A 13,266-nucleotide genomic window follows, 5' to 3' on the forward strand; every position below is an offset into this window, starting at 1 on the left:
ACAAAGAAGCTACAAAAGAAATTACAAAAGAAACTGCAAACAAAATAACTTTAGGATTTAAAGTTTAAGACTGAAATCCATTTGAGGATCGTCTTGAATTTTTAAAAATAAAAACAAACATTTTAGGAGGAAAATATAATGTCAAGTACAAACGCTTTAGGAATGATCGAAACTCGTGGTTTAGTAGGTGCGGTAGAAGCAGCAGATGCAATGGTTAAAGCGGCAAACGTCACATTGATTGGGAAAGAACAAGTTGGTGGCGGATTAGTTACTGTCATGGTTCGTGGAGATGTCGGTGCTGTCAAAGCAGCAACAGATGCTGGCGCTGCCGCTGCTGAACGAGTAGGAGAATTGTTATCTGTTCACGTGATCCCTCGTCCACATACGGAAGTAGATGCTATTTTACCACATGCTGTAACTGAATGATCATCTTAAATGTTTGGGACAGAAGTGAGTATGGCTTCTGTCCTAAACATTAAGTGAGGAGGGGTGTTATGACAGTCATTACCGAAGATGAACTTCGCAAAAAGGTACTTAGTAAAGAGTTATATGAGGGAATGGATCTCATTATTCCTTCAGGAAGTTTGCTGACACCAGCTGCAAAAAGTTATTTGCGCGAGCATCATATCACTAGCGTAACGACAAGTACTCAGAAAAGAGCCGATAGTTGTCCTATTCGGACCTCCTCGATCAAAACAAAGTCACTATCACGAAAGATAGAATATGAAATCCAGCACTTGAAGCATCTTCTTTATTTTCCTATGTTGAGAGATGACACGTTTCCTGCAGAACTATGGCTGTACTTTGAGAAACAACAAGCTTGGTTGGAGAATATCATTCAAGGAAAATTCTCGGTGATTGAACAAGCGATTGATCAAGAGCAAGTAGTGATAGAGAGCAGTCAGCGAAGACAATGGGATTATTCTTCAGAGGAAATCCAACTTCAATTGAACAAAATCCTATTCTTATTCGAAGAAAAGCCTGATAGGCGCTATCAGTATTTCCAAGAATGGGCGGATGCGTTGATCCAAACAATGACTGTAGTAAAACTGAACTAGGAGATGAACACATTGGATTCAATCAATGAAATTGTTGAAGAAGTTATCAAACGAATTCAACTACAAAATCACACATTTGAAGTAGAAGCTTCTGGACGTCACGTCCATTTGTCTCGTCGAGAAATCGATCATTTATTTGGATCAGGGTATCAGTTAACGAAAGTAAAAGATTTGTCACAACCTGGTCAATATGTATGTAAAGAACGAATCACTGTTGCAGGACCAAAAGGACTGTTCCAAAATGTCGTGATTTTAGGTCCTGAACGTAAGGAAGCACAAGTCGAAGTGTCAATGACAGATACCCGAATTTTAGGTATTAACGCGCCAGTTAGAGAAAGTGGAAAGATTGAAGGAACACCAGGGGTGACATTGATGAATGGCGCAACGACTGTTTCATTAGATCGCGGATTGATCGTGGCAAAACGACACATCCATATGACACCAGAAGATGCCCTAGCAAACAATGTGACTAACGGACAAATCGTCCAAGTAAAAGTACTAGGCACGCGACCATTGATTTTTGATGATGTAGTGATACGTGTCAGTCCTCATTTCGCGACGTATATGCATATTGATTATGATGAAGCAAACGCTTGTGGTTTATCAAAAGGTGTTCATGGTTACATCATTAAGTAAGAGGAGGTTGGACAATGAAAGTTTCTGAAATAGAAGAACTGGTTCAACAAATTACTGATCGTATCTGTCAGCAACTCCCAAAGCCTACCCTTGCTCTTGCTTTTTCGCAAGAGAAAAAAGAGATTCCTGCCGAATTATATACCCAGTTTCCCACTGTTCAGTGGAGAACCGGTGAAGATCAAGAGTCGGCTGGAATGATTGTGAAACAACTAACGATTTCTCAAATGTCCAGTATTGCTTTACTGCAAGAAAACGATCTATTGACCCGAAGAATACTTTCATTTTTGTTACAAGGAAAACCGATTCTTGTTTTAGAAACTTTGCCAGCAATTCCGAAAGAAACACCGCTTAAATATCAAGTGAAAAAGACAATTCAAGAATATCGAGACAAATGTCAGCAGTTTGGTCTGACATTCTATCGCTCCCCGCAAGACTATGCTGATTTTTGGAAATCCTGTCAGAAAAAATCAGTGCCTAAGGCATTGCCTAAGCGGACCTTCATCACCGAAAAACAATTGAAAAAAATGCTAGAATACCGCATTCCTCCAATAAAGAATGCGCAATTGACACCATTAGCACAAGATTATGCGCGCACTCAAAAGTTGCTTATAAAGGGGGAAAAAGCATGCTTTTAGGAAAAGTTACCGGCAGTTTGTGGTCTACAAGAAAAGACGAGAAATTAAACGGGTGGAAATTTATGATGGTAGACATTTTGAATCAAGAAGAACAAAAACAAGGCTTTATTATTGCAGCGGATAATGCTGGCGCAGGAATTGGCGATAAAGTATTGATCAGTCAAGGCAATGCTGCTCGAATTTCTGCTGAAAATCCAGAAGTACCTATTGACGCAATGATCGTTGGCGTCATCGATGCTGCAGAGGAAGAATAAGGAGGTTGAATCTATGAGCATTAATGAAATTATTATGTATATTATGGTTCTTTTTATGATCATTGGAGGCATTGATAAATGCATCGGGAATAAATTAGGACTTGGAAAACAATTTGAAGAAGGTATCATGGCGATGGGGTCTTTAGCGTTATCAATGGTGGGGATCATCACGTTAGCCCCGGTCTTGGCGAATCTTTTAAGTCCTATCGTTGTTCCCGTCTATGAATTGCTGGGTGCTGATCCGGCAATGTTCGCGACAACACTACTAGCAAATGATATGGGGGGATTTGCTCTGGCACAGCAATTAGCAAATGATCCCCAAGCAGGGTTATTTGCTGGAGCAATCCTTGGGGCTATGATGGGACCAACAATTGTTTTCACCATTCCTGTTGCGTTGGGGATTATTCAAAAAGAAGATCAACAGTTTTTAGCCACAGGGGTGTTAAGTGGAATTATTACCATTCCTTTCGGGTTATTGGCCGGTGGTTTAACCGCAGGAATGCCAATGTCTATGATCCTTCCTAACTTGCTACCTATCATTATCGTTGCTGCATTGATCATCGTGGGATTATGGTTGGCACCAAACGGTATGATCAAAGGATTCCAGATTTTTGGTCAAGGTGTTGTCATCGTTGCGATTATCGGTTTGATTGTCGGAGCGATTCAGTTACTTGTGGGAATTACAGTCATTCCTGACATTGCACCTGTTACAGAAGGAATCGAAGTCGTAGGGAGCATCGCATTGACTTTAGCTGGGGCATTTTGTTTGGTTGCTGTGATTACGAAAGTGTTTAACAAACCATTAATGAAATTAGGGAAAGTTTTAGGGATGAATGAAGTGGCTGCTGCCGGTATGGTGGCAACATTAGCAAATAATATCCCAATGTTCCAAATGTTGAAAGATATGGATAACAGAGGAAAAATCATCAACATTGCTTTCGCTGTTTCTGCATCTTTTGTTTTAGGCGATCACCTAGGCTTTACGGCTGGGGTAGCAAAAGAAATGATTTTTCCTATGATCATCGGTAAATTAGTCGGTGGGATAACTGCTATTTTTGTAGCGATTTTTATGGCTAATCGTATGTTAGGGAAACCAGAAATAGAAACAAAATAATGAGGTGAAAATATGACAGAGTTTAATCGTAAAATGATCGAAACTTTGGTTCGTCAAATCGTAACTGAACAATTGATGCCAACAAAACAAGTGGATCCTAGCGGTGTTGCATCGATCAAGCTACCAGAGATCACTGTTTCTGAAGAAGATCGTTTGGATACAGGGAACCCCAATGATATTGTTTATACAAAGGATTTGTTCTCACTCGAAGAGAGTCCTCGTCTAGGTTGTGGATTGATGGTAATGAAAGAAACAACATTTGACTGGGCGCTCGATTATGATGAAATCGACTATGTTATTTCTGGCAAATTAGATATTATTATTGATGGACGGAAAGTCTCTGCCAGTGCAGGTGAGCTCATTTTAATTCCTAAAAATAGCAAAATACAGTTTTCAGTCGCAGAAGAAGCCCGCTTTGTTTATGTCACTTTCCCGGCAGATTGGCAGAATCAATAAATTTGTTGAAAACAAGACACTATATATTTTCTTAAGTTGATACGCTACATCAGGTGTTCCTTTTATTTATAGGGATGCCTTTTTTTTAAAAGACCCTTTAGTTAATTAATATACGTTTTGAAGAAAAGATGTTTTTTACAAAGCATACGTGCCGATCTGTAGGATAAAAACGAAGTTCTATGTAAGTAGACAGGACAAAACAAAAAACAATTGAATGAGCAACTCGTATCTATTGTTCGAAATAGTTGCAAAAATGGTTTATTTCAAATATCTTTAAGGAGCAACATGCATTAATCATAGAAGAGTATTAGGACAAAAGGCTTGGGGAAGACTTTTTGTAGACACCTAATACTCTTCGTTTTTGTATTTTATCATGATATCAGCTAGTTTGTATTAAATGGACGAAATTTCGTCCACCATGTTTTGATAGGTTCCTCCCATGGTGAATTCTGGCGTGATCGTACAACTCAATGTTTGTTTTGTTCAGGCTGATACGTATCTTCGATCAGTGTGTGGTCAAGCTTTTCAGTCTAAATTCAATTGCTTCATCGTAATCATTTATGACAAGAGCAATATTTTGTTTCACGATTACTCTTCCTTTATAGCGATGCAAGTATCATTCTGAGCTAAAGCCAATTATTCGCCACAATAGCGGACTAAGGGAAATCTAAAAAATTATCACTAAATAAGCCAAATAATTTTATTTAACGAGGGATGTCAGCCTTAAAATAATAGCAAAATCACTAAAAATCGGCGGGATATAGTTAAAAATAAAATGGAGAAAAACTTGCCTGCTTTACGCTCGATCTCATATCTTCGATCATTTCTATCAGTTAAAACTCGGTTAGAAATCGAGCCCAAAATAGTCCGTTAGTAATTTTAAGTAAAAAAGCAAATAGTAATAAGAAAAGGGTTCCCCTAATAAAAGATACGATCACTCCCTCACAATCTGATGAGTAAGAGCAAATGCTTGCTCTGAAAAGTTTGTTTTATCGCTATCTGTACTATTAACCTTTAGTGAATCATTTAACTTGAAAATATTTAAGGATGATCGTAAGATAGTTTTATCAAATATATAAGGAGTGTTATCTATGGCAAACTATGAAGAAAAAGAATCAAAAGCATTGTTAAAAATCGGAGAAGTTTTGGACAAGTTAGATTCTAATTTAGCAGAATTGGATTCTCTAGAAGCAGATGCTAAAAAACATAGTATGAAGAAGTGGATTGTTGAGAAAAAAGCGATTCATGAAATCAAGAAGATCGCACACGAAGCAGGTAAATACGAAACGTATGATGAGAAAGAATTACAAAAAGAGTTGGACGAAGTAGAAAAATATATGTAAGGAAGAGACGTTTTCTTTTCGTTTTTTTCTCTTATTTTAGTTAAAATAAATTTCCAGCACACTAAGGATAAATTTGCTTGATCAAAGGGAAGCCCGCTTGCTTGTTTTGTGAGTAAGGAGGCTTCTTTGCTTATACAAGCGACTAAAAGAATGCATCTGTCGCGATGCTGGTCGGCTTGACTGTTAACTGATAATCTCAGAGAAGGCAGGTTAAAAATAAAAAAGAAGCAAGATGAACCTCGTAGAAACAAGGTTCATCTCACTTTGGAAAAACTACGAAAATCTTCTCGATTTTAGTCTATGGAGATGGCGGGAGTCGAACCCGCGTCCAAACATATTGCTACCTAAAAATCTACGCTCATAGTCAGCTCATTTAAGGATTCGCTTTACAGCTTGCCGAGTGACAGGCAGTCTGTATTGCTAGTCTGATGTTCTCTTTTTTAACTTGCAGACGGAAAGTTAAAACGTATCCCACTTAGAATAGGACCCTTACTCGAGCACATGGGCGATGCTGAGAGGATCTACGCTAACTGTTTTTAGGCAGCTAAAGCGTAAGAGTTTTCGTTTTTAGCAGTTATATTTAACTGTAACGTTTTAACGTAGACGTAACCTACGAAGCGCAATTCAGGCTCAACTATGCCTGTCGAATCCGTAACATCCCCCTGATAAAAGGGGTATCGCTACCAACCATTAGTATAACATAATTTGCGCTATATGCAAAGATTTAGATCAATTCAAAATGATTCAAGGCATGCACGATGCCGCCTTCAGTATTTTTAAGAGTAACAAAATCAGCAATCTCTTTTAGTTCTGGCAAGCCATTACCCATGGCAATTTTATAGTCGCAAGCTTCTAAAAGAGCGAAGTCATTGCTACCGTCACCAAAGCCAAATGTTGGCACATCTTTGAGATTTAGTAAGTTCACCAATGTCTTAATTCCCGTTCCTTTAGAGGTGCCGCTTTTCACGACATCAATTGAAAAAGGTGTATTGCGGTAGAAAGTCAATTCAGGGAACTGTTCTTTATAGACTGTTTCATTGGCGATACCTAATACGAGCATCATATTGATCCGGTCTTTTTCATAACGGAATGGATCGATTTCTGGAAGGGGGCTGCGGACATAATTGTAAGCCTCGATCATCTCATCATTGTGTCCAGTTGCCCAGTAACCGTTCTCGTTATAATATGAAAGTTCGTCGCCATGATCTCTCACGGCTTCCAACATCCGTGCGCAGAGATTTTTATCTAATGTGTCTGAAAACACTTCTTTGCCATCGATACGAATGAATGCCCCATTCATGACAATATTTGAGGTGATCCCAGCAGCCTTGCGAATAGCAAGAACTTCTGTTTCCGTTCTGCCGGTTGCAATGATTGGTAAAACATCATTTTGGCGTAGGCGATGCATGGCCTCAGAAATTTCGGGGGTGATCTGGGAGTGTTCATCTAGTAGTGTGCCATCTAAATCAAAAAATGCTAAAGCTTTATAATTCATACAGTTTTCTCCTACTCTTATTGACAGTTACAAAATCAATCTTAACAAAGATTGCTAAAAACGCAAACCTTTATGAAGAAACCGTGAAGTTGTTGGTAGATAGGAGGTTTTCGAGTATACTAGAGAAAGAATGGAGTGGGAATATGATTTTTTTAGTGATTGGAGCGATTTTCTTTTTGATCGGTTTTGTTTTTTTGATTCTCCCTTCAAAGAAAATCAATTTTATCTACGGCTATCGTTCTTATTTAGCAAAACAGAATGAACGAAATTGGCAGTATGCACAAAAGATCTGTACGCGGTATTTTCTGCTGTTTGGGGGAGTCATGACATTGATAGGAATCCTACTGAAGTGGCAGGGATGGACCAATTTCTTTCTCTTAGAAATGATTGCAATTCCTTGGTTTATTGTACCGATTTTTGGTTTGATCGAAGAAAAGCTGCAACAATTTGATGAACAACATAGGGGTGAAAACAATGAATATTCTAATGATTGAAGACAATGAATCTGTTTCAGAAATGATGCAAATGTTTTTTTTGAATGAAGGTTGGGATGCGACTTTCAAATATGATGGCAAAGAGGGACTGGAAGCTTTTGCCGAAACTCCAGAAAAATGGGATATGATCACGCTGGATTTAAATTTGCCTACCATGGATGGAATGATCGTTGCCAGAGAGATTCGCAAGATTTCTAATACAGTGCCCATTATTATGCTGACTGCCCGTGATTCAGAAAGTGATCAAGTGATTGGGCTGGAAATGGGCGCGGATGATTATGTGACGAAACCATTTAGTCCATTAACATTGATTGCTCGTATCAAAGCCCTGCATCGACGGAGTGAAATTGCTGAGAAGGCAAGTTCTGAGACTTCAGACACGACATTTGATATCGTTACCGATCACTTTAAAATGAATACCAAGACTCGGGAGGCTTATTTGAACGGCAAATTGATCGGTGGTCTGACGCCCAAAGAATTTGATTTGCTTTATACATTAGCGAAAAAACCGCGACAAGTCTTTTCCCGGGAACAATTACTAGAGTTGGTTTGGGATTATCAATATTTTGGTGACGAGCGTACCGTCGATGCGCATATCAAAAAGTTGCGGCAAAAAATTGAAAAAGTGGGACCGCAAGTGATTCAGACTGTTTGGGGAGTTGGCTACAAATTTGATGATGCAGGTGCTGCCTAATGCGGTATCTTTATCAACAATTGATTGCGTTTTTTGCTGTGATTCTAGTCATTTTGATGACGATTGGAGTAGCGTTTACCCAAATGACCAGACAGACGTTGCAAGAGCGCAATTACGAGCAATTGATGGGGTATGCCTCTTCCGTAGCAAAAATTTCCCAGATCAGTGACTCAGAATTTTTTCAGCAGAACATGACGCGAGATGAATATTTGCAGTATTCACTACATCTTGCTGAAAATATTCTGAGCAATCAAGATATTTCTTTTGCTTTTTTTAAAAGTCCGAAAGAACAAATCTATCCATTAGATACGGCGGGACGAGCGGTCGATTTTAGCATTTCAGAATCAGATTGGCAGTCATTGCAAAATGGTGGTCGATTACAAATGACTTCGAATACCAATTTATTCGGCGAACGAGAGTTGACTTCCTATGTGTTGATTCCTTTTTCTGTTAATCGGACGGATTTTTATGGCGTGATGGTGGTTTCACAATCTGCCAGCAATATTTTGAATCTAGTCAGTGCTTTTAATCAGAACTTATTCAAAGTCTTCTTGATTTCGATCATTGTTTCGCTATTGATCAGTTATCTATTCGCGACTTTCCAAGTTCGGCGGATCAATCGGATGAAGCGGGCAACCAAAGAAATTACGAATGGGAATTTTGACATCTCATTACCTGTTCATAATCGCGATGAATTTGATGAATTGGCAGAAGACTTTAACCAAATGTCACAGTCATTGAAAGAGTCGCATGAAGAAATTGAGCGTCAGGAAGAACGACGACGGCAATTTATGGCTGATGCTTCCCATGAAATGCGTACGCCTTTAACCACTATCAATGGGTTGCTAGAAGGATTAGAATACCATGCAATTCCAGAGAATCAGCGAGACAATGCGATCCGCTTGATGAAAAATGAGACCAATCGTTTGATTCGTTTAGTGAATGAAAATCTGGATTATGAAAAAATCAGAACCAATCAGATTTCTATGGTCATTAAGAAGTTTGATGCGACCAAGACAATGACCAATTTGTTGACGCAATTGGAAAGCAAAGCAGAAGTCGCAAACGATCGTTTGATTCTGGAAACAGAGGAGTCGATTGACGTCTATGCCGACTATGACCGGTTTGTTCAAATTATGGTTAACATACTCCAAAATGCGATTCAATTCACACAAGATGGTGAGATCCGCGTGCGAATCGAAAAAGGCTATCTAGAAACGATCATTGAGATTTCAGATACAGGAATCGGTATGTCCGAAGAACAAGTCAAAAATATTTGGGATCGCTACTATAAAGTTGATCCTTCTCGAAAAAATCGACAATTTGGTGAATCGGGATTAGGGTTATCGATAGTGGAACAGTTGGTTCGCCTCCACAAAGGTAAAATCGAAGTCGATAGCGAATTGGGGCAAGGAACGACCTTCAAAGTGACTTTTCCCGATATCGAAATAGAAGAATAAGCTAGAAACATACAGTATGTTTTTTTGCAGTGATAGACAAAAAGGAAACCATCGTCATCGATGGTTTCCTTTTTGTGTACCTATAAAATAGAAAAGTCTCATTGTTTTGTGATATAGGGGGTATGAGCCAAGCGTTCATCTTCATTCATTAAATAGATCGATAGCTGAAATTGTTTTGCTAGTTGACTGCATAAAGGCAGAAGGGCTTGGATGTCGGCGGTATGTAAATTTTTTGAAAGAGTCTCTAAAACTATGACCGGTTTTTCCAATAAAAGTGCCAGTAACAATTGTACTTTAACTTCTTCTAAAGAAGTGAGTTCATCTAAGGATCTTTTCAAAAAAGTCGGTTCTAAATGAACGGCAGTTAACAGCTCTTCCAAAGGTTTTTCTTTTTTATTGGCTAAGGAAAGATTATCTTTCAATGATAGAAAGGGGACATACTGCCATTTTGGCTCGATGGTAACCGCTTGGTTAGTTTGCAGAAAGTGTGCCAACGTCTCTTTCGCAGCAAGGTCATTGGCTGCAAGATAGAAAAGACCTGGGATGTTTAGTTGATTTTTTGGTTTTTCCATTGCTGATCCCTCCAATAAAAACAGTGGCTGGTGACGACGACTAACGTAATGATTGAGACTGAACCAACGAGTAGGACAAAGGTTTGGCGTAAACTTTTTAGAATCATTGACAACCATTCATTGCTGTTCAATTCAACATTCTGAATGAATGCTTGGCTTGTTTGTGGAATCGTGATGCCGAAATCCGCTGTTGTTTGGTTATTGACCGACTGCCAAATCTGCAAGGAGGCATCTTCTCTGTCGAAAGTTGTGATATGACTGGTAATCATTTCTCGTTGAAAGAAAGGCTGAAATAGAATCAGCAATGCAAAGACGAGGACGATGATTGCGAGCAGTGGCAGGAGGACTTCCAAGAGCTGCATTCCTACCCATTGCCGCGAGGAAGCTCCGCTCATCAGCCATGCCTGAAATTCCTTTCTTTTCATTCGTTGGTAAAAAATAATGAAACCTGTGAAAACCAATAGGAAACTGATGAAAATCAACAGAAAAAGATTCTGATAAATAGATGCAATCGGTTGGATCTCTTGTGCGATTTTTGCCGGCATTTCTTCACCAATCAAATAATCTTTGGCTTGTGTAAATAATTGGTTCAATGAGTGGAGAAGAGTATCACTAATGATTAAACCAATCACGGCAAAAAAGGTCAACAATCCATAGAGGATCAATGCTTTTTTATGATAATGAATGCTGGCTACAGCAAAACGAAAAGTTTTCATTCAATTCACCTCATTCTACTATCTAGTATAAAAGGGGAGTTTGAATAAAGTATGAAGTTCTTGTACAAAAAAAAGAAAGTCAGCGGAGACTTCTTGATTTTTTGTGCAAAAAAGTACCGCGAGCGATCAAACGCTAGCGGTACTTTTGATTGAAGCTTATTTATCGGTCTCTTTGACCATTTCTTCGTATTCTTTATAGGTCTTCGTATGATACAAATCGACGGTCGATTTCTCACCATTTTTTGAGAAGACACTCGTTGAATCGGCACCGAGTTCTTTTTCTTTGGCGCTCAATTTTTGTAAGGCATTTTTGTAATCATAGTTATCTGGATCGACTTCTTTCAATCCGCTTTTCGCATAGAAGCGCAACAGATCTCCATTATTGATTTGATCAGAGACCGACAGTTGCTTATCGACTTTGGCTTTCCATTCATCTACTTGCTTTTGTAAGCTTGCTGAAGGACTTGGGATCGCCATGCCAGTACTGTTACTGTAAAGGACGCCTCCGTAATAAGTATACTCTGGTGTAACAAAGTCACCGTCTCTAAATGCAACGAGCTGTTCGTTTTGTTTCGAGAACAAATCTTGTCCTAATTGGATATATTTCGAAGTATCTACACCTAACAGATGAAGTAAGGTTGGTAAAGCATCCACTTGACCACCGTACGTATGATTGATTCCGCCCTTCGATTGTCCAGGAATATGGATCATGTAAGGGACACGCTGTAAGGCTGCATTATCAAAATTAGACCAGCTAGCGCTGTCTTTACCAAGCAATTCTGCTAAGTTTTTGTTTCGCGAATTTGAAATACCATAGTGGTCACCGTATAAGACGATCACAGAATTATCATACAGACCAGATTCTTTCAAGTAGTTGAAGAATTCTTCAACTGCTCGATCCAAGTAGTTGGCAGTAGCAAAGTACCCGTTGATCGTTTCATCAGAAGTTGTTGCTAACGGGAAGCCACCTTCATCATTGGTAAATTCAGAGTATGGGTAGTGATTAGAGACAGCGATAAATTTGGCGTAAAATGGTTGTTGCAACCGTTCCAAGTATTGCGCTGATTGTTCAAAAAATGGTTTGTCATGCAACCCATATTGGAATGAGTTATCTTCGTTGACATCATAGTAAGAAGCATCAAAGAAGTAATCATAGCCAAAGCGTTTATAAGTCTCGTTTCGGTTCCAGAAGGTACCAGTGTTTCCATGAAAAACGGCTGATGTATAGCCTTGTGTTTGTCCTAAAATATCTGGTGCTGCTTCAAAGGTATTCTTCCCGCCAAGTTGCGTGAAGAGAGCCCCTTGATTCAAACCAAAGAGTGAATTCTCAAAAAGTGTTTCCGCGTCACTGGTTTTTCCAGCTTTGACTTGATGGAAGAAATTATCAAAGCTAAATGTGCTTTTACTGTGATACAAACTATTAATGAATGGCATCACTTCATGTTCTACGCCATTCTCATCTTTTAATTTATAATCGATCAGAAATTGTTGTGTACTTTCTAAATGGACATAAATGACATTTTTTCCTTTAGCGATCCCGAACATGTCGTCATTAGGTTCTGCATAATGCTGCTTGACATAACTTTCGACTTCGTTCATATCATTGGGACTAGCTTCTGCTCGAACTTGAGAAGCTTGATAAGTCTGCACGCCATCATAAACAGTAAATGCATTGATCCCTAAATATTTGACCAGGTAATCACGAGAAAAAGTTCTAGTCAATAATTCTGGACGATCTGCTTCGGCTAAGAATAAATTTCCTGAGAAGATCATTACTGCTAATGTTGAAATGGCAAAAGCCATCCGAGCTTTAACGGGACGCTGATCCATTTTGATTTTCTTCATAACGAGAGCGGCAATCAAAATGACGAAGTCCACGAAGTACAATAAATCGTAAGGTCTGAAAAGACGAATCGCACTTTCTCCCAGACCACTAGCAACTTTTCCGGCACCAAGCATCGTATTGATGGTAATGAAATCCGTGAACTCTCGATAATAACTGACATTTGAGAACAGTAGCAGTGTCATCAAGAAATAGATGGCGATCATGGTGATATAGGCTGCTTTTGTTCGTCTCACATACAGTGCGATCGAAAGTAAAAATAAAGTTGTTGCGATTGGATTGATAAATAAGATGAAGTATTGCACAGTGCTTTCAATCCCAAGGTGGAAGTCCACCAAATAAGCAAAGATATTTTTTAACCAAAATAATAGGGCCAATATGAAAAAAAAGCCCATTCTTGTATTCACAAAAGTGGATACTCTATTTTTTTTCAAAGGAATCTTCCTCTCTCTTTCCAGCTTAAACGAATAAGATTCGAATTTACATCATCCTATAT

The 13,266-nt window shown here is 38.9% G+C and carries 15 protein-coding genes and 1 other RNA gene; 11 read left to right on the plus strand and 5 right to left on the minus strand.

Features of this window, described 5'->3' with window-relative positions; translation table 11 throughout:
* The first annotated feature begins 138 nt into the window (after window positions 1–138).
* From eutM to IGJ28_RS07830, 8 genes are all read left to right on the plus strand, one after another.
* On the plus strand, window positions 139–426 hold the full coding sequence (gene eutM, locus IGJ28_RS07795) for an ethanolamine utilization microcompartment protein EutM (RefSeq protein ID WP_002345855.1): 288 nt from the start codon (window positions 139–141) through the stop codon (window positions 424–426).
* 68 nt (window positions 427–494) lie between these two features.
* The gene (locus IGJ28_RS07800; protein WP_252712345.1) at window positions 495–1,058 is read left to right on the plus strand and encodes a hypothetical protein; all 564 of its coding nucleotides are present in this window, start codon (window positions 495–497) and stop codon (window positions 1,056–1,058) included.
* 3 nt (window positions 1,059–1,061) lie between these two features.
* Window positions 1,062–1,694 (plus strand): ethanolamine utilization phosphate acetyltransferase EutD, encoded by a 633-nt coding sequence (eutD, locus tag IGJ28_RS07805; RefSeq protein WP_025478888.1) that lies wholly within the window; start codon window positions 1,062–1,064, stop codon window positions 1,692–1,694.
* A gap of 14 nt (window positions 1,695–1,708) precedes the next feature.
* Complete coding sequence (locus tag IGJ28_RS07810) at window positions 1,709–2,329, plus strand: ethanolamine utilization protein (RefSeq protein ID WP_103301292.1); 621 nt, start codon at window positions 1,709–1,711, stop codon at window positions 2,327–2,329.
* Window positions 2,320–2,583, plus strand: a complete 264-nt coding sequence (locus tag IGJ28_RS07815; RefSeq protein WP_002345851.1) for a EutN/CcmL family microcompartment protein — start codon at window positions 2,320–2,322, stop codon at window positions 2,581–2,583. The genes IGJ28_RS07810 and IGJ28_RS07815 overlap by 10 nt, the downstream gene beginning before the upstream one ends.
* A 13-nt stretch (window positions 2,584–2,596) precedes the next feature.
* Window positions 2,597–3,697, plus strand: coding sequence for an ethanolamine utilization protein EutH (gene eutH / locus IGJ28_RS07820; RefSeq protein WP_021149532.1), 1,101 nt, complete (start codon window positions 2,597–2,599; stop codon window positions 3,695–3,697).
* Between the two features lie 12 nt (window positions 3,698–3,709).
* Entirely contained in the window at window positions 3,710–4,153 is a 444-nt protein-coding gene (locus IGJ28_RS07825; RefSeq protein WP_135172239.1) for an ethanolamine utilization protein EutQ, read from the plus strand.
* A gap of 1,091 nt (window positions 4,154–5,244) precedes the next feature.
* Window positions 5,245–5,496 carry a hypothetical protein gene (locus IGJ28_RS07830; protein WP_005471992.1) on the plus strand — a complete coding sequence of 84 codons (252 nt, stop codon included), beginning with the start codon at window positions 5,245–5,247 and terminating at the stop codon, window positions 5,494–5,496.
* Window positions 5,497–5,794: 298 nt separating this feature from the next.
* Here IGJ28_RS07830 and ssrA read toward each other — a convergent pair.
* Together ssrA and IGJ28_RS07840 are read right to left on the minus strand one after the other, a co-directional pair.
* Window positions 5,795–6,158: a transfer-messenger RNA gene (gene ssrA / locus IGJ28_RS07835) on the minus strand.
* 62 nt (window positions 6,159–6,220) lie between these two features.
* Window positions 6,221–6,991 (minus strand): Cof-type HAD-IIB family hydrolase, encoded by a 771-nt coding sequence (locus tag IGJ28_RS07840; RefSeq protein WP_103301294.1) that lies wholly within the window; start codon window positions 6,989–6,991, stop codon window positions 6,221–6,223.
* A gap of 143 nt (window positions 6,992–7,134) precedes the next feature.
* Between IGJ28_RS07840 and IGJ28_RS07845 the strand changes: the two genes are divergently transcribed.
* The 3 genes from IGJ28_RS07845 to IGJ28_RS07855 are packed head-to-tail and all read left to right on the plus strand — an operon-like array spanning window position 7,135 to window position 9,639.
* Window positions 7,135–7,485 carry an SdpI family protein gene (locus IGJ28_RS07845; protein ID WP_252712344.1) on the plus strand — a complete coding sequence of 117 codons (351 nt, stop codon included), beginning with the start codon at window positions 7,135–7,137 and terminating at the stop codon, window positions 7,483–7,485.
* The gene (locus IGJ28_RS07850) at window positions 7,466–8,179 is read left to right on the plus strand and encodes a response regulator transcription factor (RefSeq protein ID WP_252712342.1); all 714 of its coding nucleotides are present in this window, start codon (window positions 7,466–7,468) and stop codon (window positions 8,177–8,179) included. The genes IGJ28_RS07845 and IGJ28_RS07850 overlap by 20 nt, the downstream gene beginning before the upstream one ends.
* The gene (locus tag IGJ28_RS07855; RefSeq protein WP_060815285.1) at window positions 8,179–9,639 is read left to right on the plus strand and encodes a sensor histidine kinase; all 1,461 of its coding nucleotides are present in this window, start codon (window positions 8,179–8,181) and stop codon (window positions 9,637–9,639) included. Before IGJ28_RS07850 ends, IGJ28_RS07855 begins: the two co-directional genes overlap by 1 nt.
* A 98-nt stretch (window positions 9,640–9,737) precedes the next feature.
* Here IGJ28_RS07855 and IGJ28_RS07860 read toward each other — a convergent pair whose 3' ends face one another.
* The 3 genes from IGJ28_RS07860 to IGJ28_RS07870 form a co-directional block, all read right to left on the minus strand.
* On the minus strand, window positions 9,738–10,211 hold the full coding sequence (locus IGJ28_RS07860) for a hypothetical protein (RefSeq protein ID WP_021149538.1): 474 nt from the start codon (window positions 10,209–10,211) through the stop codon (window positions 9,738–9,740).
* The gene (locus IGJ28_RS07865) at window positions 10,187–10,927 is read right to left on the minus strand and encodes a hypothetical protein (RefSeq protein ID WP_252712341.1); all 741 of its coding nucleotides are present in this window, start codon (window positions 10,925–10,927) and stop codon (window positions 10,187–10,189) included. The genes IGJ28_RS07860 and IGJ28_RS07865 overlap by 25 nt, the downstream gene beginning before the upstream one ends.
* 156 nt (window positions 10,928–11,083) lie before the next feature.
* A complete protein-coding gene (locus tag IGJ28_RS07870) occupies window positions 11,084–13,165 on the minus strand; it encodes an LTA synthase family protein (protein ID WP_081131302.1) in 2,082 nt (693 codons plus the stop codon).
* Window positions 13,166–13,266 lie beyond the last annotated feature (101 nt).

This window comes from Enterococcus sp. AZ091 (assembly GCF_051714805.1).
GTDB classification, from domain to species: Bacteria; Bacillota; Bacilli; order Lactobacillales; family Enterococcaceae; genus Enterococcus_D; species Enterococcus_D gallinarum.

Excerpts from the sequence above, each read along its gene's own strand:
- IGJ28_RS07840 (WP_103301294.1), bottom strand. The coding sequence starts at position 6,991 with ATGAATTATAAAGCTTTAGCATTTTTTGATTTAGATGGCACACTACTA.
- IGJ28_RS07870 (WP_081131302.1), bottom strand. The coding sequence starts at position 13,165 with ATGGGCTTTTTTTTCATATTGGCCCTATTATTTTGGTTAAAAAATATC.
- IGJ28_RS07800 (WP_252712345.1), top strand. The coding sequence starts at position 495 with ATGACAGTCATTACCGAAGATGAACTTCGCAAAAAGGTACTTAGTAAA.
- IGJ28_RS07860 (WP_021149538.1), bottom strand. The coding sequence starts at position 10,211 with ATGGAAAAACCAAAAAATCAACTAAACATCCCAGGTCTTTTCTATCTT.
- IGJ28_RS07865 (WP_252712341.1), bottom strand. The coding sequence starts at position 10,927 with ATGAAAACTTTTCGTTTTGCTGTAGCCAGCATTCATTATCATAAAAAA.
- eutH (WP_021149532.1), top strand. The coding sequence starts at position 2,597 with ATGAGCATTAATGAAATTATTATGTATATTATGGTTCTTTTTATGATC.
- eutM (WP_002345855.1), top strand. The coding sequence starts at position 139 with ATGTCAAGTACAAACGCTTTAGGAATGATCGAAACTCGTGGTTTAGTA.
- IGJ28_RS07845 (WP_252712344.1), top strand. The coding sequence starts at position 7,135 with ATGATTTTTTTAGTGATTGGAGCGATTTTCTTTTTGATCGGTTTTGTT.
- IGJ28_RS07850 (WP_252712342.1), top strand. The coding sequence starts at position 7,466 with ATGAATATTCTAATGATTGAAGACAATGAATCTGTTTCAGAAATGATG.
- eutD (WP_025478888.1), top strand. The coding sequence starts at position 1,062 with ATGAACACATTGGATTCAATCAATGAAATTGTTGAAGAAGTTATCAAA.
- IGJ28_RS07815 (WP_002345851.1), top strand. The coding sequence starts at position 2,320 with ATGCTTTTAGGAAAAGTTACCGGCAGTTTGTGGTCTACAAGAAAAGAC.
- IGJ28_RS07830 (WP_005471992.1), top strand. The coding sequence starts at position 5,245 with ATGGCAAACTATGAAGAAAAAGAATCAAAAGCATTGTTAAAAATCGGA.
- IGJ28_RS07810 (WP_103301292.1), top strand. The coding sequence starts at position 1,709 with ATGAAAGTTTCTGAAATAGAAGAACTGGTTCAACAAATTACTGATCGT.
- IGJ28_RS07855 (WP_060815285.1), top strand. The coding sequence starts at position 8,179 with ATGCGGTATCTTTATCAACAATTGATTGCGTTTTTTGCTGTGATTCTA.
- IGJ28_RS07825 (WP_135172239.1), top strand. The coding sequence starts at position 3,710 with ATGACAGAGTTTAATCGTAAAATGATCGAAACTTTGGTTCGTCAAATC.